The sequence below is a fragment of the Vibrio sp. 1S139 genome (assembly GCF_041439475.1).
Taxonomy (GTDB): Bacteria; Pseudomonadota; Gammaproteobacteria; order Enterobacterales; family Vibrionaceae; genus Vibrio; species Vibrio crassostreae_C.
The window spans coordinates 1-21,607 of record NZ_JBGOOD010000035.1 but is presented as its reverse complement, the minus strand read 5'-3'; the positions used below and the strand labels follow the sequence as shown (position 1 = coordinate 21,607).

Genomic DNA, 21,607 nt, shown 5'->3' with positions numbered 1-21,607 from the left:
CCTCCGTTCAAATCCACTAAAAACTATTTATAAAAATGATTTAATACTTGAATGAATTCGCCAATCTGGTCAATTGGAAGAGCGTTGATACCTGCCGCAGCTTTCCTACCGCCACCAGTTGCAAATTGACAACAGACTTCATCAGCACCGGTACGATTATTTAACGGAGCACGAACGCTCACGGTAAAGTTTTGCTGGCACTCGTTCAGTGTAAGTACCGCATGAGCTTTATCTGGTGATTGGTTTGCTAACGCATTACCAAAGACACCGCTGATGCGTCTTGCCCAAGGTTCACAAGGCAGTTGGTAGATTTCCGATACATGAGAGTTTTCTTTTGGCGCTAATGACTTAACAAATTGGTTATCAGCTTCATACCCTTGCTTTAAAGTATAATACGGAGAGCTTAAATCACGCTTAAGGTCAAAAGGTGATACATAGTGCATCAATTGCTGAAATAATTCTTTGGGTGCAATGTGTAAATCATCAATCGACGCACCATAACCGTTGTAATTGATTAAGGTACCTAGCTCTTTTAAGAACGCCCTTTCATCTAGGTTGAACCCGAGGCTATCGGCTAATTGTTCAGCACTAGCGAGCAAATTGTCACCATAAGCACCAACAATGGCCCAATCAGTGTATCGACCCATTAAGTGTTGGTTAATTAGCAAACTCGTACAGGTGTTAGCATCCAAGTTAATCAATGCTGTAAAGTTATCCGCTTGCGGCACTTCCCCAGTACGATGATGGTCGCAATAAAAAAGAGGAATATCTCGCTCAATCAAGTCATAGAGAGCATCAATATTCTTTTCCATCGAAAGATCTAAGATGGTACAACCGCTAACATCGCTTTGTTTTGCCACTTGCTGCAATAACTTAATATCACGCTTCACACCAGTAACGAGCTTAGAATGTTTGGGGTCAGCCTTTCGTAACTGAAGCAGCGCTATAATGCCATCAGCATCGCCATTGAATACGTCATAGTGCATGGTTAAATGTACCCTAAATCAGCTAACTGATTCACAACAGCCTCCGCACATGCTTCAATAGAGTGACCTTCCGTCTCAACATGAATATCAGCATTCAACGGTGCTTCGTAAGTAGAATCAATCCCCGTGAAATGTTTAATTTCACCCGCTCGCGCTTTCTTGTACAACCCTTTCGGGTCTCGCTGTTCGCACACCGATAATGGAGTGTCAATGAACACTTCTAAAAATTGACCGGGTAATAGAAGCGCACGTGCTTGTTCACGATCCGCTATAAACGGAGAGATGAAGGCGGTGAGGACAATCGTGCCCGAGTCGACAAACAACTTAGCCACCTCACCAATACGGCGAATGTTTTCTACTCGATCGGTATCACTAAAGCCAAGATCTTTGTTTAAACCATGGCGCACATTGTCACCATCAAGCAGATAGCTGTGTTTGCCTAAGTTCAACAGTTTACTTTCGACTGCATTAGCAACCGTTGATTTTCCTGAGCCGCTTAGTCCCGTAAACCACAGAGCAACTGGTGTTTGCTGTTTTTGTTTAGCGCGCTGCTCATGGGTGACCGTAGAGTTATGCCAGACAACATCATCGCTAACGGAATCGTTATCTTTAGTTACGTAAGGAGATTTCATAATTACAACTTATATAAAACTAAAATGGGAAGACCATCGGAATAGTCATCGCGGCGATTACTACATATGAAATGGTAACCATCCAACCGACTTTGAGAAAATCTAAAAAAGAATACGCCCCTGCATTCATCACCATTAGATTTGTTTGGTAGCCAAAAGGGCTTATAAAGGATGCACTCGCTCCATAGGCTACAGCCATAGCTAGCGGTAAATAATTAATATTAAAAGTCGTAGCCAATGCCAGTGCTATTGGTAGCATAATGGCGGCTGCTGCAGTATTCGTCATGATCTCAGTTAACAGAATAGTCAAAACCAACACGCCGACCAACATCCAAGATGGCGATAAATGCCCTGCAACCGATTCAAAAGATTGAGTCAATGCTAAAGCTAGACCGCTACTAGAAAATGCACTAGCAATACATAAAGCCGATACGAGAATCGTTAATAACTCAAATGGGAAACGCCGCCTCAATTGAGTACCATCTATAATATTGCAAGCCAAAGATAACAACAAAAAACCAGATAAGGTTTCGATCAGATCTAAACGAGTAAACGCTGCTATAACTATAGAAAAGATAAAACCTAAAATTCCCAATACATTTTGGAGTTTGGATAAAGGGCTTTTTACTGATTTATCGCTTAACAAAAAGAAGTTTCGCGATAAATTAGGTCGTTTTTTAAAATCATCTCCGACAGCAAGAATGAATTTATCACCACTCTGAATAATACATTCCCCGAGCTTGCCAGAGATGCGTCTACCTTGTCGTGCTATTGCGACTACCGCAGCATCAAAGCGAGAGCGAAACTCAACTTGTTTTAAAGTTTTTCCTATCAAAATAGATTCAGGACTCACCAACACTTCTACTAGATTCTTGTCGAGCTCAAATTCTTCTTCAACGTAAAGCTTTAACCCATCAAAAGAAGTAAGCTGCTTAACTTCAGAAACGTCACCGCTAAATACAAGTTTATCCCCTACTAATATATTTTCACTTGGAGATACGGGAGATATAAGCTGTTTATCACGAATTATCTCAGTCAAAAAAAGACCATCTAGCGAACGTAAGCCGTTGTCCAATACACTTTTACCCGCGAGTTTACTACCTCCCTCAACTTCCGCATCCAAAAAGTAGTTTCCAGATGACTCCATCTTCACAGGTTCATCAGGCAGAAAGCGGGAGACTAGTATCACCATCAAGCCACAACCAAGTAACAAACATACACCTACCGGGAAGAAAGCGAAGATTGTCAATCCAGGGTAGCCTTGCCCTTCGAGTAAGCCACTAACAACAAGGTTAGTTGCAGTTCCTATTAAAGTTAAGGTTCCCCCAAGAATAGAGAAATATGACAAGGGTATGAGGAGCTTTTTGGGGGCATGAAACGGATTTTTTAGTACGCTCCCCATTAGGGTTGCTACTACCGCAGTATTGTTTAGCACGCTAGAGCTCAACGCCCCTAGTCCCCCTAACCGAAGTAAAGATTGCCAATAATCACTATGAGACAGAGTTTTAGCCGCCCAATTAAGTAAAGCTGTCCTTTCTAGCACAAGAGAAGAAAGCAGTAGAAGCAGCAATGTGATGACAGAACTATTTGTAGCAGCTGAGAAAACGACTTTTTGAGAAACTTGTCCGAATACATAGAGTACGGCAACAGCACAAATAAACACGTAACTAGTTCGAAAGCGATTACTTATTAATGTTGCAATCAATCCAACAAGAACACACGCGGTGACAATCATACTCTGGTAACTCAAGTAATATTCAAAGTAACGAGACAACAGTCCTAGCCCGAATTAGAAGTAACCTTCACGCTTTTTCTTCTCCATCGAACCAGAGCTATCGTGATCAATGGCACGCCCTTGACGCTCTGAAGTAGTCGTCAGTAGCATCTCTTGGATAACTTCAGGGAGAGTTGTTGCTTCAGATTCAACAGCCCCCGTTAGTGGATAGCAGCCAAGAGTACGAAAACGCACCATTTTTTCTTCTGCGACTTCACCTTTTTTAAGCTCCATACGTTCATCATCGACCATAATAAGCATGCCATCGCGCTCAACCACAGGGCGTGGCTTTGATAGGTATAAACCCGGAATTTCAATATTTTCAAGATAGATATACTGCCAGATATCTAGCTCTGTCCAGTTAGACAGCGGGAAAACACGGATACTCTCACCTTGATTAACTTTACCATTGTATATATTCCACAACTCAGGACGCTGATTTTTTGGGTCCCAACGATGATGCTCATCACGGAAAGAATATACTCGTTCTTTTGCTCGTGATTTTTCTTCGTCACGTCGCGCACCACCAAAGGCTGCATCAAAGCCATGCATATCTAAAGCCTGCTTTAAACCTTGAGTTTTCATAATGTCAGTATGTTTAGAGCTACCATGCACAAACGGATTAATGTTCATAGCCAAACCTTCAGGGTTTTGATGAACAATCAACTTCATTCCAACCTTCTCTGCCATGTAATCACGAAACTCAATCATTTCTTTGAATTTCCAAGTGGTATCAACATGCATCAGTGGAAACGGGGGGGTACCTGGGGCAAACGCTTTTTGTGCAAGGTGAAGCATCACAGAAGAGTCTTTGCCCACAGAATACAACATCACAGGATTATCAAATTCAGCAGCCACCTCACGCATGATATGGATAGATTCAGCTTCCAATTGCTTTAAGTGAGTCATTTTTTCAGGGGTAATCTTCATTGTCATACTCTATATATCTAATTTTCAATAACTAGCACTTAACGTCTAATCACATAAGGCCGTCAAACCAATAGGTTGCGTTAATCAGGCACGCTACCGCCCATTAGTATTAAAAGCGAAACTACACTACGCACTAAAGGTCAGTAACCATCAACAAATAACGCCATTCTCTCATTTAATAACTCAAGAGGCAAATCAACTATAGATTCCATAATAAAGACTGAGAGCTAAAGCCTATACAGAAAACCTAAAAGCTCGCTATACTCCTACCCTATAATTTTTCGCCCAATAACGAATAAGAGTTCAAGATATGCAAGAGTTAGTTCCATTTGTTCAAGAGAATATGATTTTAGCCATCGTATGGATCGGCTTGGTTGTTGCCATCATTGCGAACGTAATCAAAACATCAAATGCAGCCTACAAAGAGATCACGGCAGCGCAAACCACACACATGATTAACCGTGAAAACGGTGTTGTGGTTGATATTCGTACTAAAGATGAGTTCAAAAAGGGCCATATTACAGACGCAGTTCACATTTTGCCGTCAGACATCAAAGCAAATAGCTTTGGTAGCCTTGAAAGCCGCAAAGCAGACCCAATCATCGTAGTATGCAAGACAGGTCAAACAGCTCAAGAAAGCGCTAACTTGCTGGTTAAAGCAGGTTTCGAAAACGTAAGCGTGCTGCAAAGCGGCTTAGTGGCTTGGAGCGAAGCGAACTTACCGTTGGTTAAAGGTAAAAAGTAGTTAAAGGTAAAAAACCTTTAAAGACAAGCAGTAAGCTGACCTGATTACACGAATATGACTTTAAGGTTTTGTCCGGCAGATATGACGAACAAAACCTAATTTAAATTTTTAAGGACAAGAAAATGGCTGAAGCAGCACAACAAGACGCACAACAAAACTTCGCAATCCAACGTATCTTTCTAAAAGACGTATCTTTCGAAGCGCCAAACTCTCCAGACATGTTTCAAAAAGAGTGGAACCCAGATGTAAAACTGGACCTAGACACTCAAAGCCGTGAACTAGGTCAAGGCGTTTACGAAGTAATCCTACGCCTAACGGTTACTGTGAAGAACGCAGACGACACTGCATTCCTTTGTGAAGTTCAGCAAGGTGGTATCTTCTCTGCAAGCGAAATGGAAGCTGGCCAACTAGCACATTGCCTAGGCGCATTCTGCCCGAACATCCTATTCCCATACGCTCGTGAAACAATCTCTAGCCTAGTGGTTAAAGGTACATTCCCACAACTGAACCTAGCACCAGTAAACTTTGATGCTTTGTTCATGAACTACCTACAGAACCAAGCTCAGCAAGCTGAAGGCGAACAGGCTTAAGTCTCAAAGTAGAACTTAACTCTAACGATTCAAACGCTAGTTAGCTTTTAAATGCACATCGCAACTTCTGCGGTGTGCATTTTTTCTTTACACTGTACTAAGATTGAAAGCTCTTCTTACTTTAGTAGAAAGCTTTTCCAGAACTCTTCGATTTCCCTCATTATTTTTAGGTGGAAGCATGACAGAAACAACTCACCCGACTAACACGACAAACGCTTACGGCAAAGACATCGCCATGACAGTCATTGGCGCAGGTTCTTACGGAACCTCTTTAGCTATATCTTTAGCGCGTAACGGTGCAAACGTTGTTCTTTGGGGACATGACCCTATCCACATGACGCGCCTTGAATCTGAGCGAGCAAATAATGAGTTTCTTCCTAATATTGACTTTCCAGAAAGCCTGATCATCGAATCAGACCTTGAGAAGGCAGTAACAGCCAGTCGTGACCTCCTAGTCGTCGTTCCTAGTCACGTGTTTGGTATCGTTTTAAATAGTTTAAAGCCTCATTTGTCAGCGAATTCTCGTATTTGCTGGGCTACGAAAGGATTGGAACCAGAAACTGGCCGACTACTTAAAGATGTCGCACACGATGTGCTTGGCGACAATTACTCTCTAGCGGTTCTATCTGGCCCTACTTTCGCCAAAGAGCTTGCGATGGGTATGCCGACGGCTATTTCAGTCGCGTCACCAGATGAGACCTTCTTAGAAGAGCTACAAGAAAAGATTCACTGTGGAAAAACATTCCGCGTATACGCAAACTCAGATTTCATTGGTATGCAGCTTGGTGGTGCCGTTAAAAACGTTATCGCGATTGGTGCTGGCATGTCGGATGGTATTGGCTTCGGTGCTAATGCACGTACAGCGTTAATTACCCGTGGTTTAGCTGAGATGAGTCGACTGGGTGCAGCTCTTGGTGCACAGCCAGAGACCTTTATGGGCATGGCGGGACTTGGCGACCTAGTACTAACATGTACCGACAACCAATCGCGTAACCGTCGCTTTGGTTTAGCGTTAGGTTCAGGTAAAGATGTTGATACTGCCCAAGAAGAAATTGGTCAAGTAGTCGAAGGCTATCGCAACACCAAAGAAGTTTGGTTACTATCAGAACGTATGGGCGTTGAGATGCCAATTGTTGAACAAATTTACCAAGTGTTGTATCAAGGAAAGGACGCACACTTAGCTGCGCAAGATCTACTTGCTCGAGATAAGAAGTCAGAGAGATAAAGAAGCAGATACGAAATTCGGGAAACCCAAGAGCAGTAGAGAGATTCGAGTAAACGAGATGAGAAAAAAGTAAAAGCAGATACGAGATTCTGCTCTTATAGTTCTTCGAGGCTCTCGTCTCGTCACTCGCATCAGTCCCTTAAAAATGGATGGAAAAATGAAACACTGTGAACAACAAAAAGTTTGGCAATGCATTGTAAAAGAAGCTCGACAGCAGTCTGAGCAAGAACCTATGCTTGCGAGTTTTTACCATGCCACGATTATCAACCATGAAAGCCTAGGGGCTGCACTCAGCTACATTCTTGCTAACAAGTTAAAGACGGCTTCGATGCCAGCAATGGCTGTACGTGAAGTGGTTGAGCAAGCGTTTGAAGAAGATGACTCAATCATTGATGCGGCCGCTTGTGATATCTGCGCGACAGTCACTCGAGACCCGGCTGTAGAAATGTACTCTATGCCATTGCTCTACCTTAAAGGCTATCACGCACTGCAAGGTTATCGCGTGGCTAACTGGTTATGGAAGCAAGGTCGAATCGCGCTTGCCACCTATCTGCAGAACCAAATTTCAGTCGCATGCCAAGTAGATATCCACCCTGCTGCGCGTATCGGCAAAGCGATTATGCTCGACCACGCGACGGGCATTGTGATCGGTGAAACTGCAGTGGTCGAAAACGACGTATCCATCCTTCAAGATGTTACTCTCGGCGGTACAGGTAAAGAAGGCGGTGATCGTCACCCTAAAATCCGTGAAGGCGTGATGATTGGTGCTGGTGCGAAAATACTCGGCAATATTGAAGTGGGTGAAGGCGCTAAAATTGGCTCTTGCTCAGTGGTACTACAAGCTGTACCACCACATACTACGGTCGCAGGTGTTCCCGCTAAGATTGTCGGTAAGCCAAAGACTGATAAGCCTTCTCTAGATATGGACCAAGGGTTCAATGGTCGCTCACAAAGCTTTATCCATGGTGATGGGATATAAAAAGCAGCAGTAACGGGATTCGAGTATCGAGATACGCAGAGATTAAAAGCAAATGCGGAGTTCGAGTAACCGAGATACGGAGGTCTCAAAATCAAGTATGGATTCGATTCAGCGAAATTCGAAAAATTAAGAGCAGATGAATACAACTAAATGACGATAATGATGAAACACATTCGAGCTATCAGCCGAACTCTTCTTATATCTGCAAGCCTCAGTGCTATGCTTTTATCAACATCGTCATTTGCCGCGTCTCAAGGTGAACTGAAAGGTGTATCTAGCGAGATCTCTCGTCAACAGAAAGCCCTCTCTTCGCAGCAAAAAAAACTCGATAGTCTACAAGCAAGCCTAAAGAAACAAGAGCTATCTATAGCTGCGCTCGAAAAAGCTATCCAAGATAGTAAAAAACAGCTTAATACGGCGGATGCGAATATTGCTAGCTTAGATGCCAAGATCAAAGTCCTTACTGCTCAGAAAAAAGTCAACACCGATAAGTTGGAACAACTGATCCAAACTTACTACATGACAAGTCGTGCTAAAGCCTCATCTCACATTCTCAACACGGGTGTCGAAGAAGATCGCATCAGCCATTACTACCAACATCTTGCTAAAGCCCGTTCTGCAACAATCAAAACAATTGAACAAACACAACTTGAGTTAGAAGAAAGCCACAAACAGCGCCAGCTTGAACAAGAGCAAATCGCAACTCTATTAAAACAACAAACTACCAAGCGCGATACGCTAGCCAAAACCCAAACACAACGTAAGAAAACCGTTGGTAGCATCAAGAAGAACATCTCAGGTGATAAAAATTACTTAGCCGAGCTACAGCGTAATGAGACTCGCCTTAAGGCAGAAATTGCCAAAGCAGAGAAAGCCGCGCGAGAAAGACGTAACGCTGTGCCTATGGATGGCTTAGCAAAGCGTAAAGGAAAACTACCTTGGCCAATCAAAGGAAAAGTTCTGCATAACTACGGTTCACGCCAAACCGGACAAGTTAATTGGAAAGGTATGGTGATCAATGCCAAATATGGTCAGCAGGTTAAATCTGTTTACTCAGGCACCGTTGTTTTTGCCGAGTATCTGCGTGGGTATGGCTTAGTAGTCCTTCTTGATCACGGTAAAGGTGACATGACACTTTATGGCTTTAACCAAGCGCTACTCAAGAAGGAAGGCGACAAAGTGAAAGCAGGCGAAGCTATTGCCCTTGCTGGTGACACTGGCGGTCAAACCCGCCCATCACTGTACTTTGAGATTCGCAGAAACAGCCAAGCTCAGAATCCAAAGAGTTGGTTGGTTAGATAAGAGCAGATACGGGATGCGAGTAAACGAGATGCGAAGAGCTTAATAGCAGGCACGAGATTCGAGTCATCTAAATACGAAAAGCTTAAACCGACACAAGGTCAGAGTAAACGTGACATGAAAAAGGCTAGCCTCGTCGTCGCTCTATCCTGCTTTTCGTTTACTCGTATCTCGTTACCCGAATCTTCTATTTACAATTCAACGCCCTTACGCCATCTTCCAATAATGTCAGCTGTTCAAAACCTTGCGCGGTCGCAATCGGCTTAACGGTCGCGATCATCTGCAACATACCCTGATGAACAACTTGTTCCGTTATTTGCGCTTTTGGAGACATTGCTGATTGGTAAGCCAACCAACCCGATGCAATCAAGTGAAGGGAAGTCACCATCGACTTCATCTCTGAGTCGGACGCTTTCAGCAAGTTCAATTCAACAAAAGCTCTCATAATATCGACAAGATTGGTTTGCAATCTTTCTTGCACAGCCATGTAATCGAGGTGAAGTTGCTCGTCACGAGACAAGATTTCAGGAAGGTTTGCGTAGAAGAATCGGTACTTCCACATCAAAGTGAATATCGAATCTAAGTAGTGCTTCAATAACGTCAGACTTTCTTTCTGACCTTGGATGGGAGTAAACCTTTCAAGCAATTCAGTAGAGTAGAGGGTAAAGATATCACGGACAATTTCTTGCTTGTTACGAAAGTGGTAGTAGAGGTTACCAGGGCTGATCTCGATGTGGTCAGCAATATGATTGGTCGTAATACTACGTTCACCATGCTCATTAAAAAGCTCTAAAGCAGCGTAAACAATCTTGTCACGTGTTTTCATTATTTATTAGTATCCCTATCCATTTAGTGGTTCAGTATATCGCCACTAAACAGATAGATCGAGCTGTTAACATCTGGTCTAATTAGCACGAGCTAAAATAGAACCAAATCAATCACTACCAAACAGATCTCGAGTGTACACCTTGTCTGCCACGTCTGCGATTTCTTCTACCATTCGATTAGAAACAATCACATCAGATACTGCTTTAAATTCAGCAAGGTCAGAATAGACTTTCGAGTTGAAGAAGTGCTCTTCTTGTAATACTGGTTCAAACACAACCACTTCGATGCCTTTCGCTTTCAAACGCTTCATAATCCCTTGGATTGAAGAGGCACGGAAGTTGTCCGAACCGGCCTTCATGATCAAGCGATAAATGCCGACCACTTTAGGGGAACGCTTGATGATTGAATCCGCAATAAAATCTTTGCGTGTACGGTTAGCGTCAACAATAGCACCAACAATATTATTTGGTACATCTTGGTAGTTGGCTAATAGTTGTTTGGTATCTTTCGGTAGACAATAGCCACCATAACCAAACGAAGGATTGTTGTAGTGCTTACCAATTCGAGGATCTAAGCCCACACCCTCAATGATCTGGCGAGAATCCAAGCCATGCGCTTCCGCGTAAGAATCAAGTTCATTGAAATATGCAACACGCATTGCCAGGTAAGTATTAGAGAAAAGTTTTACTGCTTCAGCTTCCGTAGAGTTAGTGAACAAAACATCGATATTGTCTTTTTCAGCACCTTCAACTAGAAGGTTTGCAAACACTTTAGCTCGTTCAGAGCACTCACCAACGATAATTCGAGAAGGGTTCAAATTATCGTGTAACGCTTTACCTTCGCGCAAAAACTCAGGGGAGAACATGATATTTTCGCAGTTCAGTTCTTGTTTGATGCGTTCGGTGTAGCCAACAGGTACCGTTGATTTGATGACCATTACAGCTTTAGGATTTACTGCAATCACATCACAGATCACCGACTCTACGGAACTGGTATTGAAATAATTAGTTTTAGGATCATAGTCGGTTGGCGTCGCAATAATCACGAAATCCGCATCTTGATACACTTGTTTATCGGTGGTTGCTTGAAAGCTTAAAGTTCGGTTTGCTAAGAATTCTTCAATTTCAGCATCCACGATTGGTGATAGCTTATTATTTAGCATCGATACTTTATCTTCGATGATATCAACAGCAACAACATCATGATTCTGCGCCAACAACATCGCGTTAGACAGGCCAACATACCCAGTCCCTGCAACTGCAATTTTCATAGTAATACCTATAATTTCGAGTGCTTACTACGCACTAACCTAAGACTAATCTTCGCATATCATACTCCGCTTAGGGAATTATTCCACTAGCTCGCCTTTACCATTCCTTGCTATACTCGCGATAGTTTAGTATTCAAAAGAGTAGAAGAAATATGATTATCGTAACAGGCGGCGCAGGTATGATCGGCAGTAATATCGTTAAAGCACTCAATAATGCTGGCCACAACGATATTCTAGTCGTCGACAACTTAAAAAATGGCAAGAAGTTCAAAAACCTTGTTGACCTAGACATAACAGATTACATGGATCGCGACGACTTCCTCACTCAAGTCATGGCTGGCGATGATTTCGGCCCTATTGAAGCTATTTTCCATGAAGGTGCTTGTTCGGCGACGACCGAATGGGATGGCAAATACGTAATGCTGAACAACTATGAATACTCAAAAGAGTTGTTGCACTACTGTATTGAACGTGAAATTCCATTCCTATATGCTTCTTCTGCCGCAACTTACGGTGAGACGGATACTTTCATTGAAGAAAAAGAGTACGAAGGCGCCTTAAATGTCTACGGCTACTCTAAACAACAATTTGATAACTATGTTCGCCGCCTAACTTCGGATGCTGCAGCGCATAACGAGACGTTACCTCAAATCACTGGGTTCCGTTATTTCAATGTTTACGGTCCACGCGAACAACACAAAGGCAGCATGGCTTCAGTAGCATTTCACTTAAATAACCAAATGAATGCCGGTGAAAACCCTAAGTTATTCGCAGGTAGCGAAACATTCCAACGTGATTTTGTATATGTCGGTGATGTCGCAACGGTAAACCTATGGTTCTTAGAAAATGGTGTTTCTGGCATTTTTAACCTAGGTACAGGCAATGCAGAGTCCTTTGAAGAAGTCGCAAAAGCAGTGATCAAATATCACGGTAAGGGAGAAATTGAAACCATCCCGTTCCCAGATCACCTAAAAGGCGCTTACCAAGAGTTTACTCAAGCTGATTTAACTAAGCTACGTGCGGCAGGTTGTGATCATAAGTTTAAGTCAGTAGCTGAAGGTGTGGCTGAGTATATGGCTGTAGTTAATGGGTAAAAGTTCTTAGAAGAGCGATCTCCTCCCATTCGAGGGCGACAAATGTTATCTAGTTAGTACCCCTATAATTGAGGCACTAACTAGGTAGGCCCCTAGAAATTGTCTAGTAGAAAACAATCAAAATATTACAGAACCAGAATATAGCCCCAGACAAATACAGCAAACATTAGTGCGACCATAACAGCAGCAGAGCCTATGTCTTTTGCCCGACCACTCAACTCATGCTGCTCGATTCCAATACGATCGACGACAGCTTCAATCGCTGAGTTAATCAACTCAACAATAAAAATTAGCACAACGCTACCTAACATAACAATTCGCTCTAGCGCCGATAGTTCTAAGATGAAAGCCAACAGGATAGAAACGAATAGCAAGGCTAACTCTTGTCGGATCGCCGCTTCATATTTATACGCAGCTTTTAAGCCTTGGATGGAATAACCTGTTGCTTTGATTATGCGGGTGAGACCTGTGTTACCTGGTTTGCCATGAGTCATACGTAGAACCAAAAATAAATTTATGAACAATAGAGTGTCTATTTTACACGGCAATTTCTCTCTAGCATAATCCCTATCCATTTTCCGCTTCTATACGTACTATCTACATAACATGGCAACGAAAGCTGTAGTGTTCTAATATATGCATTTGTTTTAAAGAGCATGAGCAAAGAAGCCATGAAAAAAGCCATCTATCCAGGAACTTTTGATCCAGTGACCAATGGTCACCTTGATATCATCGAACGTGCGTCCAAATTGTTTGACCAGGTTGTCGTAGGTGTAGCTGCTAGTCCTAGTAAAAACACCTTATTTGACCTAAATGAGCGAGTAACATTACTTAAGCAAGTATGCCAATCCTTTTCCAATGTGTCCGTCTTAGGGTTCAGCGGATTATTGGTTGACTTTGCTAAGCAACAAAATGCAAATGTACTGGTTCGTGGCCTCAGAACCACAATGGATTTTGAGTACGAATTTGGTCTGACCACTATGTATCGTAGGCTCATGCCAAATCTAGAGAGCATATTCTTAACACCAGCAGAAGAATATGCGTTTTTATCGTCAACTCTAGTACGTGAAGTGGCCATTCATGGCGGCAATGTCACTCAATTTGTCCCAAAAGTAGTCAATAGCAACCTAGAAAAAAAAATAAAAACTAGATAAGTTTTTTATTCTAAGTCGGTTTATTAAGTTATGTTGAGTTGTTAATATCAACTGAACCAATCTACTAGCAAACTTGAGTCTTTGTTTTGAAAAAAATCGCAATTTTCACCCCTGGACGTAGACGTTTTGGTTCAGTTGTATTGCAACTTCCGCTAATCAGTGCCTTAAGAGACTATTATGGCGAGTGCCAAATTACAGTCTGGACTGTCAACGAACCTGCAACATGGCTGTGTGTCAACAATGGTGCTGACGATGTAATTGAATACAAAGACGTGTCTATTCCGTCGTTACTCAAAAAGATAAACTCTCACAATTACGATGTGCTCGTTAACCTACGCCGCAATAGCTTAAAGTTGCACCATTTGATAATGCCGTTCGTCAATGCCAAAGAGAAATTTAGCCATAGCACCCAAAACCTTAATGCTAAGGCGTACGATTATCACGCATTAATACCTAAAAAAGATCGTTATATTGCTAATGCACACTTGCAAGCTCTCAATGGTGCGAAGAATACAAACTATCAAACATCAATAATAGATACGATCGCCGAAGGCCATGATATTGACAGCTTTAACAGCGCACTAGTACTCCTACCTGGAGGAGGCGCAGGCAGCTTTAAACGGTGGCCGATACAACGATTTATTGATTCAGCAGAATCTATACTACAGAGTAATCAACAATTAGACGTTGTGTATATTGTTCTTGGACCTCAAGAACAAGAATACAATGATGTCCTGCCTAGTTCGTTTCATGGTGTGCCAGTCGTCGTGTTTAATTCGCCATCCATTGAACAGCTTGTCGCCATGGCAAGAAAAGCTAAACTTACAATTGCAAATGACTGTGGGCCTGCTCATATATTTCAAATGATGCAGAATCCATTAGTTATGATGTTTGGTTGGGGTTCAAATAACCTAAAGAAAATGCCGCAAGAAGTCATCAAAGAATGGTTTTTGTTTACAGACCGGTCCTTACCATTATTGCCCAGTGACCCGGGCGGAAGTATAGAATCAATAAGCACCGACAAAGTCATCGCCTGCGGTAATGCGATGTTAAATTTACAGTAACTTGGTCGCGATTTTTAGCCTCTTTAATAGCGAAATAGTTTGCTGATTAGATAAGTGTTATACTGAAACCGTTATCCTGTCATTGCCACTCAATAACTTTGGAATATTCATGAGCCAATCCTCTCGTAATGATTTTGACGAGTTAGCCTATAACCCGAGTTTCTCCCTGCATTTTCTTGCCCCAAAATATTGGAGTACCTGGTTACTCGTACTCCTTGCAATTCCAATGGCCTTACTTCCATTTAAAGGACGATATTGGATAGCCGATAAAATTGCCTCTCGACTTACGCAAAAACGTGAAGGAACCGTAGCAAATGCATGGGTTAACTTAAAGCTTTGCTTTCCAGAAAAGTCTGAGTGTGAACGACAAAATATTATACATCAATTGCTTGTTACCTCAGGCGTTTTCCTTATGGGCTTCAGCTTGCTTAGTTTAAGAAACAAGCATTGGTTAAAATCACAGTGTGACATAAAAGGGATAGACAACCTCACAACTATTCTAGATTCAGGTAAGAATGTCATTCTTTTGGTCCCACACACTTGGGCGATTGATGTTCCCGCTATTTTGTTCGCCTCTATGGGTATGCCTGTATCAGCCATGGCAAAAAAACAAAAGAATGAAGTTATAGACTGGTTGATGCACCGTCAAAGAGTACAGTACGGTGGTAGAGTCTATGAACGAAGCGGTGGCGTCAAACCATTCATCAAATCTGTGCGAGATGGTTACTTAGGTTATTACCTACCAGATCAAGATCACGGCCCAGAACACAGTATATTTGTTGATTTCTTTGCTACCCAGAAAGCGACTCTGCCCGGTTTAGGGAAATTGGCGAAAGTTAGTCGTGCAGAAATAGTACCTATCTATGCAATGATTGATTCAACAACAGGAAAGTATGTCATTCACATTGATCCCGGGTTCCAAAACTTCCCTTCTAGCTCAGAAGAAAAAGATGCTAGAACTATGAACCACTACATTGAAACTAAAGCTTCAGTGAACCCAGAGCAATATATGTGGACCTTAAGGCTATTAAGAACTCAACCTGACGGCAAAAATCATTATCGCTTAGAACGTGAAAGCGAACATAAATAACATGACTTCCAAATATAAAAAAATATTAATTATCGGACCTTCTTGGGTTGGGGATATGGTGATGTCCCAGTCTTTATACACTACACTCAAGCAAAAGTATCCGGAAGCGCAAATCGATGTTATGGCTCCCGCTTGGTGTCGACCTATTTTAGAAAGAATGGAAGAAATCCATACGGCAATCGACATGCCAATAGGACATGGTGAATTTAATCTGAGTATGCGCCGTAAGCTAGGGGTAACCTTACGTGAAGAACGGTATGATATCGCTTATGTTCTTCCTAAGTCTGCAAAATCCGCTCTCATTCCTTGGTTTGCAAACATCCCCCAAAGGGTGGGCTGGAAAGGCGAAATGAGGTTTGGATTTATTAATGATCGCCGTGACAATATGAAATCGTTCGAGTACATGGTTGAGCGTTATGTAGCACTGGCTCATCCAAGCAGTGAAATGATAGATTCGAGCTCTCTGGGCGGGCTTGACAACTTACCTAGACCGAAATTACAAATAGACGATAAAGCACAGCAAGCTGCTTTTAATAAATTTAACCTAAACATAGCTGATGTTGCTGCAGTAGGATTATGCCCCGGCGCTGAGTTTGGCCCTGCAAAAAAGTGGCCTGAACAACATTATGCAGAAGTAGCAGAGCACTTATGTAAATTAGGTAAGCAGGTTTGGCTATTTGGTTCACAAAAAGATGTAGAAGCATGCGAAAACATCAAAAACTTAGTATCTGACAAACTCATGGATAACGTCCATGTGCTTGCAGGAAAAACTAGCCTTATAGAAGCTGTTGATTTACTCGGTGCTTGTGAGACCGTAATCAGCAATGACTCTGGTTTGATGCACGTAGCTGCAGCTGTTGGATGTAACATAGTCGCCATTTATGGCTCTACATCCCCCAAATACACGCCGCCATTGGCTAGAAATGTTGAAATTGTACATACTAACATCGAGTGTAGACCATGTTTTAAACGTGAGTGTCCGCTAGGACATTTGAAGTGCTTGAAAGAACTACCAACGAATAAAGTAATAAAGTGCTTAAAATGAAGTCAATCCATCCAATACTAATACCACTCCTCTATCTTCCGATTATTTGGGCATTTAGTGGCCTATTTTCATATTCAGATAGCTATAAAGTCGCGATGTTCAGTACTATTATTGCTGCATTATCGTCTGCATACCTTTTTGGTTTCAAGCAAATTTGCAACTGGTGCAAGAGGCGGAGATTATTGCCTTTATTCGCTCTTGCTGCAACTTATGCTGTCCTTTCTAAGGAAATGCACGGGTATAATAATAATGAGATGAGAGGACTTCTTACCTTATTAATTTTAGGTATATTTACACCAAGTGAAACACTCATTAAAATAAGAGATCATATACACTGGCCTTTATTAACACTTAGCTTAATTGGCCTGTTTTATATGATATACAATGCGGTTTACCTTAACATACCAAGAGAGGTATGGAATATCAATCCTATTCCTTACTCTACTGCAATGAGTGCTGCTGCTTGTTTGTCGCTTTATCATAGTATTAAAGTACAGAACAACACTCATAGGCTTATTATGCTGTTAGCTTTTGTTCTTTATGTGTTCTCTATATTTTTGAGCGGAACCCGAGGGGCTTTATTGTCATTATCCGCAGTTAGCACCTTGATATTAGCATCATTTCTTATCACCAATCTAAAATCTGGTACTATATTTTTATGTTTGGCTCTATGTACTACATTCATAGCCTCGTCAATTTTTAAAGACACTATAGAAAATCGTTATAACTACACGATAAGTGAGATAAAACACTTAGCAGAAGGTAACTTAAGTTCTTCTATCGGCCTAAGACTTCAGATGTATAACGCAGCACTACAAATTAGCACACCTCCTAAACTACTAGGGTACGGCACTGACAACTTTTCGAACCTGAAAGAGTCTCTTAACGAACAAGGGCTAATCAGTAAAACAGCAGCAAGATTAAATAGTTTTCACAACCAATTCTTACACAACCTTGTTATTTACGGATTTATTGGGGTTTTTATTACTTTGTTGTGGTTTATCTACCCTATATATATTGCGTGGAAAAATGAAAATATAGCTTTGGCTCCAGTATTAATCGTGGGAGCGAGCTACTTTACATCAGCCATGACAGATGTACCTCTACAAAAGATTTACTCACTAGTTTTCTTTGGTGTACTCCTTTTACTGTTGTTAGAGGAGAAACCTGTTGAAGATTAAATTATTCTACGTAACTTATAATTGTTTGCTAGCTATTATTGCACCATTTTATTTGTACAAGCTCTTAAAACCCAAAGCAAATAAACCTCGTATTGGTAAAAGATGGAAAGAGTACTTCGGATACAGCGAGTCTTTGCAACAAAGTGGGAACATAACTTGGATTCATGCGGTTTCAGTAGGTGAAGTTATTGCAATAGAACCGTTAATCAAACAGATAAAAAAAAGTAAACCCGATACAACTTTGTTAATGACGACAACCACTTCAACTGGCGCTAACGAAGTAAACAAACGTTTAGCAGACCTTGTTGAACACCGGTATATGCCTATCGACTTTAAATTCTTTATCAATAATTTCATATCTCGATTTTCACCAGATGAACTGATCATAATGGAATTAGAGTTGTGGCCGAATTTATTCAAGGTTCTTGGTAACAACAATATTGACATCAAAATTGTTAATGCACGCCTATCTGATAAATCTTTAAGAAACTATCAGAAGATAAAATCAATTGTCGAGTCACTCATCGGTCAAATTAAAAATATCATATGTCAGTCCGAGAGAGATAAAACCAATTTTATAGCACTTGGAGCTAAGCAAAGCCAAGTCTGTGTTTCTGGAAATTTGAAATATGATATCTCAATCCCTAGCCAACAAGTTCAGCAAGGTAAAAATTTAAAACACGCTTTTCAGAAGCAAGTGATAGTCGCCTGCAGTACTCATTCGAATGAAGAGCAACAAATTATAGAATCTTTAACACGCTCTGAACTACTCAACGAAGGAACAATGTTGATTATTGTACCTCGTCATCCTGAAAGGTTTAATGAAGTCTATCGTTTATCAACCTATAACTACCAACTCAATACAATGAAGATGACTGACATTGACTTGTCAAATCCCCCCACGGATACTCAAGTCTTGGTCGGGAATACGATGGGGCAAATGTTCATGTACTTATCTATGGCAGATGTGTGCATCATGGGTGGTAGCTTCATCGGAGAAAAGGTTGGAGGTCACAATGTTATTGAGCCAGCAGCACTTGCTTTACCGATCATCTCAGGTCAAAGCTATTATAATTTCTTAGAAGTTACGCAACAACTTCTAATCGCCAACGCCATTACTATTGTCCGACCAAACGATGAATTAGCTCATATCGTCTTTGAGTTACTCCATGATAGAAAAACGGCCTCAACTATGAGCTCAAATGCACTCAAAGTCTATCAAGAAAACGAAGGAGCATTAGAATATACCTTAAGTAAATGTATCTAATCTAGCTCCTGGGTAATTGTAAAGAAACTATCTCTGCACTTAAAATAATCTATTAAACCAAATATTTTTTTCGCAACTACACCCTCTCAAATTTTATGTTGAAATTTCAGTTAGATAAAGTCGACGACAATTTACATATTAACTATTGGTTAGCCCTATTTAAAACTCTTGTCGCTATGATGCCTGTCACTGGTAAACCGGGATGATTATGATCATAGTAAAGAGGAGCCCCTTCTCTAACAGCATAGCAAGAAAATTTACCACAAAAGATATCTTCAATATCAATCATATGCACCGCTTTATTATCTTCTTCGCTATATTCTTGAATAAAGCGGTTGATCGTTTCATTTCTTTTATAAGTATATATTAAAGGCGCAGACTCTATATTTGTTAAGCTTTCTGAGCGCATCGCTGCTTTATCAATCAATGTCTGTACACTTTGTCCCATCTCAGGAACCGGCATAATCATATATACTTTTTTTCCTGCACTACTCAATAAATTTAAAGTCTGGTTCAGGGAGTTTAAAATTTTATCACGCCTAGAGTCTGTGTGTTCTTTAGGCAGCTCTGGATAGGTTTTTTCATTATCTCCATATAAATGCATAGAATAACGAAAAGCAATCACTACTTTATCAATGCCTTTATTTTGAGCAATATCATTTACTATAATATTAGTCCAATGAGTACATGCGCTAAAATCATCTTTCTGTTTAAATGAAGGAGGACAATTAGCAAAAGTATATTGTGCAATTCCGTTATCATTTACTTTAAGTTTCTCAGCCATAGAGTAAGCCAATTCAGCAGCATGACTATCACCAATAATAGCCCAGCTTGGGTCTTCACTAAAAAGATAGCAGGGTTCAGCTATCTGGTCTGAGATGTTTCTGTGACACTCTTTGCGCTTCGGACTTTTCTGTTTTTCACGCTTCAGTTGCTCATAAACCTGAATTAACTCTTTGTCTAAGGTAGCTCGTGTTGTGAATCCATCGTTACTATTAATAGCTTTTGCCACTAAAACCACAGTAACAACCCCCAAAACCGGTGTACTACCTAGTAATAGTTGCTTTGCTGATTGGAAATCTCGTCTAAACTGTACCTGCTCAACCGTTAAATAACTAATATAGCCAACAGCAACAGAGGTTAAAATTCCGATCAAATAATGTACATTTTCATTTAATCCTAATTTGTAGAACAACACCACAACAGGCCAGTGCCACAAGTAAATTGAATAAGAGCTTAACCCTATCTTTTGAACAACAGTTATCTCAGCCAATCTCGATCTCTTTGCTGAAACTAACACAAGAAGAGCACTTATAGTTGGTAGCAAAGTCCATAAGCTTGGCCAAACTTTAGTTTCGTCTATCAAAACCAATGATATGATGAGACCAAACCAACCTACTGAAGCAGGTATCTTGCAACTAGGTTTCCAAAAGTATGCCCAAGAACCTAACATCATTTCCCAAGCTCGGGCTTGTAGTAAGAAATAAGAATTATCACCATTGAATTGACTATAAATACAGAATGTTAAACTAAGTATAATTAATACATTAATTGCAAAAAAAACATTTTTATGCCCTAGATATCTCGCAGTTAGAACCAAATAAATAGGGTAGATAATATAGAATTGCCATTCTACTGATAAAGACCAAGTATGAAGAAGCCACTTATCTCGAGATACAGAATCAAAATAGCCAGCTTGTTCATGAAATAGAAGGTTTGAAGTAAAAGTAGCACTATAGCGAATTTGCTGAGCAAGTGTATCCAAGGATTGAGGAGCAAGATAAAACCACCCTATCACTAATAATACTATCAACAGTATAATGAGTGCTGGTACGATTCTAGCCAACCGTGCAGCATAGAAGTTAGTGAATGAGAAACAACCTTGCTGCAATTTCCCCATAATAATACTTGTCATTAGAAAGCCAGAGATAACAAAAAAGATATCAACACCTATAAAGCCACCAGGTAGTAGATTAGGCGTGAAGTGGAAAAAAACCACACTAACTACAGCTAAAGCTCTTAGCGCATTAATATCACTTCTGAATTTCATACGGTTCCTAACGATTTAAGTAAATGCTATAAAAAGAAAGAAAAAATCTTCATTATTGAAAAAATCTTCATTATTAAAGGAGGGGAGGAGGACTTCACCAGGGCAAGATTACGAAGCCCCTTGCCCTGCAAGGACTTGCGAAAGGTAAGCGTTATTGCGGTTCGCTTTTTTCTGCTTTCTTTTGATCCCTGCTTTGAAGCTGATTTCTTCCGTCAGCAGATTTAAAGCTATATGTCTTATAACTGCTAAATTCTCACCGGCTTGCTCTCGACGTATCCGACATTCATCTTCTTTAAAACCAACGTCTAATCGCCAGTGCATCTGATTTTCAATGCTCCAATGTGCTCGCGTGCTCTCTAGTAAAGCTTTAGCCGTTAGTTTTGCTGAGCTTATGTAGTGCTTGA

Annotated in this window: 21 protein-coding genes; 12 read left to right on the top strand and 9 right to left on the bottom strand. The window is 40.9% G+C overall.

The features are described from left to right. Positions 1–23: 23 nt before the first annotated feature. Genes ACED46_RS13130 through cysD form a run of 4 tightly spaced genes read right to left on the bottom strand, consistent with a single transcriptional unit; the run spans position 24 to position 4,322 of the window. Positions 24–986, bottom strand: a complete 963-nt coding sequence (locus ACED46_RS13130; RefSeq protein WP_371721642.1) for a DHH family phosphoesterase — start codon at positions 984–986, stop codon at positions 24–26. Positions 987–988: 2 nt separating this feature from the next. Then, complete coding sequence (gene cysC / locus ACED46_RS13125) at positions 989–1,618, bottom strand: adenylyl-sulfate kinase (protein ID WP_371721641.1); 630 nt, start codon at positions 1,616–1,618, stop codon at positions 989–991. A gap of 19 nt (positions 1,619–1,637) precedes the next feature. Further along, positions 1,638–3,353: an SLC13 family permease gene (locus tag ACED46_RS13120; RefSeq protein ID WP_371721640.1), complete on the bottom strand. Its 1,716-nt coding sequence runs from the start codon at positions 3,351–3,353 to the stop codon at positions 1,638–1,640. A gap of 54 nt (positions 3,354–3,407) precedes the next feature. Continuing rightward, positions 3,408–4,322 carry a sulfate adenylyltransferase subunit CysD gene (gene cysD, locus ACED46_RS13115; protein ID WP_371721639.1) on the bottom strand — a complete coding sequence of 305 codons (915 nt, stop codon included), beginning with the start codon at positions 4,320–4,322 and terminating at the stop codon, positions 3,408–3,410. Positions 4,323–4,632: 310 nt separating this feature from the next. On the opposite strand from cysD, the gene ACED46_RS13110 reads away from it, so the two are divergent. The 5 genes from ACED46_RS13110 to ACED46_RS13090 all read left to right on the top strand — a co-directional run bounded on the left by ACED46_RS13110 (position 4,633) and on the right by ACED46_RS13090 (position 9,163). Continuing rightward, positions 4,633–5,067: a rhodanese-like domain-containing protein gene (locus tag ACED46_RS13110; protein ID WP_371721638.1), complete on the top strand. Its 435-nt coding sequence runs from the start codon at positions 4,633–4,635 to the stop codon at positions 5,065–5,067. Positions 5,068–5,189: 122 nt separating this feature from the next. Then, positions 5,190–5,657: a protein-export chaperone SecB gene (secB, locus tag ACED46_RS13105; RefSeq protein ID WP_004741403.1), complete on the top strand. Its 468-nt coding sequence runs from the start codon at positions 5,190–5,192 to the stop codon at positions 5,655–5,657. 178 nt (positions 5,658–5,835) lie between these two features. After that, a complete protein-coding gene (gpsA, locus tag ACED46_RS13100; RefSeq protein WP_371721637.1) occupies positions 5,836–6,882 on the top strand; it encodes an NAD(P)H-dependent glycerol-3-phosphate dehydrogenase in 1,047 nt (348 codons plus the stop codon). 157 nt (positions 6,883–7,039) lie between these two features. Beyond that, positions 7,040–7,861, top strand: a complete 822-nt coding sequence (gene cysE / locus ACED46_RS13095; protein WP_102424919.1) for a serine O-acetyltransferase — start codon at positions 7,040–7,042, stop codon at positions 7,859–7,861. 150 nt (positions 7,862–8,011) lie between these two features. Then, positions 8,012–9,163, top strand: coding sequence for a murein hydrolase activator EnvC (locus ACED46_RS13090; RefSeq protein ID WP_137001820.1), 1,152 nt, complete (start codon positions 8,012–8,014; stop codon positions 9,161–9,163). A gap of 184 nt (positions 9,164–9,347) precedes the next feature. Here ACED46_RS13090 and ACED46_RS13085 read toward each other — a convergent pair whose 3' ends face one another. Both ACED46_RS13085 and ACED46_RS13080 read right to left on the bottom strand, forming a co-directional pair. Further along, positions 9,348–9,986, bottom strand: a complete 639-nt coding sequence (locus ACED46_RS13085) for a TetR/AcrR family transcriptional regulator (protein ID WP_137001819.1) — start codon at positions 9,984–9,986, stop codon at positions 9,348–9,350. Between the two features lie 108 nt (positions 9,987–10,094). Next, positions 10,095–11,258, bottom strand: coding sequence for a nucleotide sugar dehydrogenase (locus tag ACED46_RS13080; protein WP_137001818.1), 1,164 nt, complete (start codon positions 11,256–11,258; stop codon positions 10,095–10,097). Positions 11,259–11,410: 152 nt separating this feature from the next. Here ACED46_RS13080 and rfaD point away from each other — a divergent pair, with 152 nt between their 5' ends. Continuing rightward, positions 11,411–12,352 (top strand): ADP-glyceromanno-heptose 6-epimerase, encoded by a 942-nt coding sequence (gene rfaD / locus ACED46_RS13075; protein ID WP_137001817.1) that lies wholly within the window; start codon positions 11,411–11,413, stop codon positions 12,350–12,352. A 125-nt stretch (positions 12,353–12,477) separates the two neighbouring features. Here rfaD and ACED46_RS13070 read toward each other — a convergent pair whose 3' ends face one another. After that, the gene (locus tag ACED46_RS13070; RefSeq protein ID WP_137001509.1) at positions 12,478–12,846 is read right to left on the bottom strand and encodes a diacylglycerol kinase; all 369 of its coding nucleotides are present in this window, start codon (positions 12,844–12,846) and stop codon (positions 12,478–12,480) included. A gap of 177 nt (positions 12,847–13,023) precedes the next feature. On the opposite strand from ACED46_RS13070, the gene coaD reads away from it, so the two are divergent. The 6 genes from coaD to waaA all read left to right on the top strand — a co-directional run bounded on the left by coaD (position 13,024) and on the right by waaA (position 19,153). Beyond that, positions 13,024–13,506 (top strand): pantetheine-phosphate adenylyltransferase, encoded by a 483-nt coding sequence (gene coaD, locus ACED46_RS13065; RefSeq protein ID WP_170967999.1) that lies wholly within the window; start codon positions 13,024–13,026, stop codon positions 13,504–13,506. A gap of 86 nt (positions 13,507–13,592) precedes the next feature. Beyond that, positions 13,593–14,570 (top strand): glycosyltransferase family 9 protein, encoded by a 978-nt coding sequence (locus tag ACED46_RS13060; RefSeq protein WP_137001507.1) that lies wholly within the window; start codon positions 13,593–13,595, stop codon positions 14,568–14,570. 109 nt (positions 14,571–14,679) lie between these two features. Beyond that, entirely contained in the window at positions 14,680–15,660 is a 981-nt protein-coding gene (gene lpxM, locus ACED46_RS13055; protein WP_371721636.1) for a lauroyl-Kdo(2)-lipid IV(A) myristoyltransferase, read from the top strand. A 1-nt stretch (position 15,661) separates the two neighbouring features. Then, positions 15,662–16,705: a lipopolysaccharide heptosyltransferase II gene (gene waaF / locus ACED46_RS13050; protein ID WP_371721635.1), complete on the top strand. Its 1,044-nt coding sequence runs from the start codon at positions 15,662–15,664 to the stop codon at positions 16,703–16,705. After that, positions 16,702–17,886 (top strand): O-antigen ligase, encoded by a 1,185-nt coding sequence (locus ACED46_RS13045; RefSeq protein WP_137001504.1) that lies wholly within the window; start codon positions 16,702–16,704, stop codon positions 17,884–17,886. The genes waaF and ACED46_RS13045 overlap by 4 nt, the downstream gene beginning before the upstream one ends. Further along, complete coding sequence (gene waaA, locus ACED46_RS13040) at positions 17,876–19,153, top strand: lipid IV(A) 3-deoxy-D-manno-octulosonic acid transferase (protein WP_371721634.1); 1,278 nt, start codon at positions 17,876–17,878, stop codon at positions 19,151–19,153. Before ACED46_RS13045 ends, waaA begins: the two co-directional genes overlap by 11 nt. A gap of 142 nt (positions 19,154–19,295) precedes the next feature. Here waaA and ACED46_RS13035 read toward each other — a convergent pair whose 3' ends face one another. Then, positions 19,296–21,203, bottom strand: coding sequence for an acyltransferase family protein (locus ACED46_RS13035; protein WP_371721633.1), 1,908 nt, complete (start codon positions 21,201–21,203; stop codon positions 19,296–19,298). Between the two features lie 108 nt (positions 21,204–21,311). Next, on the bottom strand, positions 21,312–21,607 hold a 296-nt coding region (locus tag ACED46_RS13030; RefSeq protein WP_371721632.1), incomplete at its 5' end, for an ISAs1 family transposase.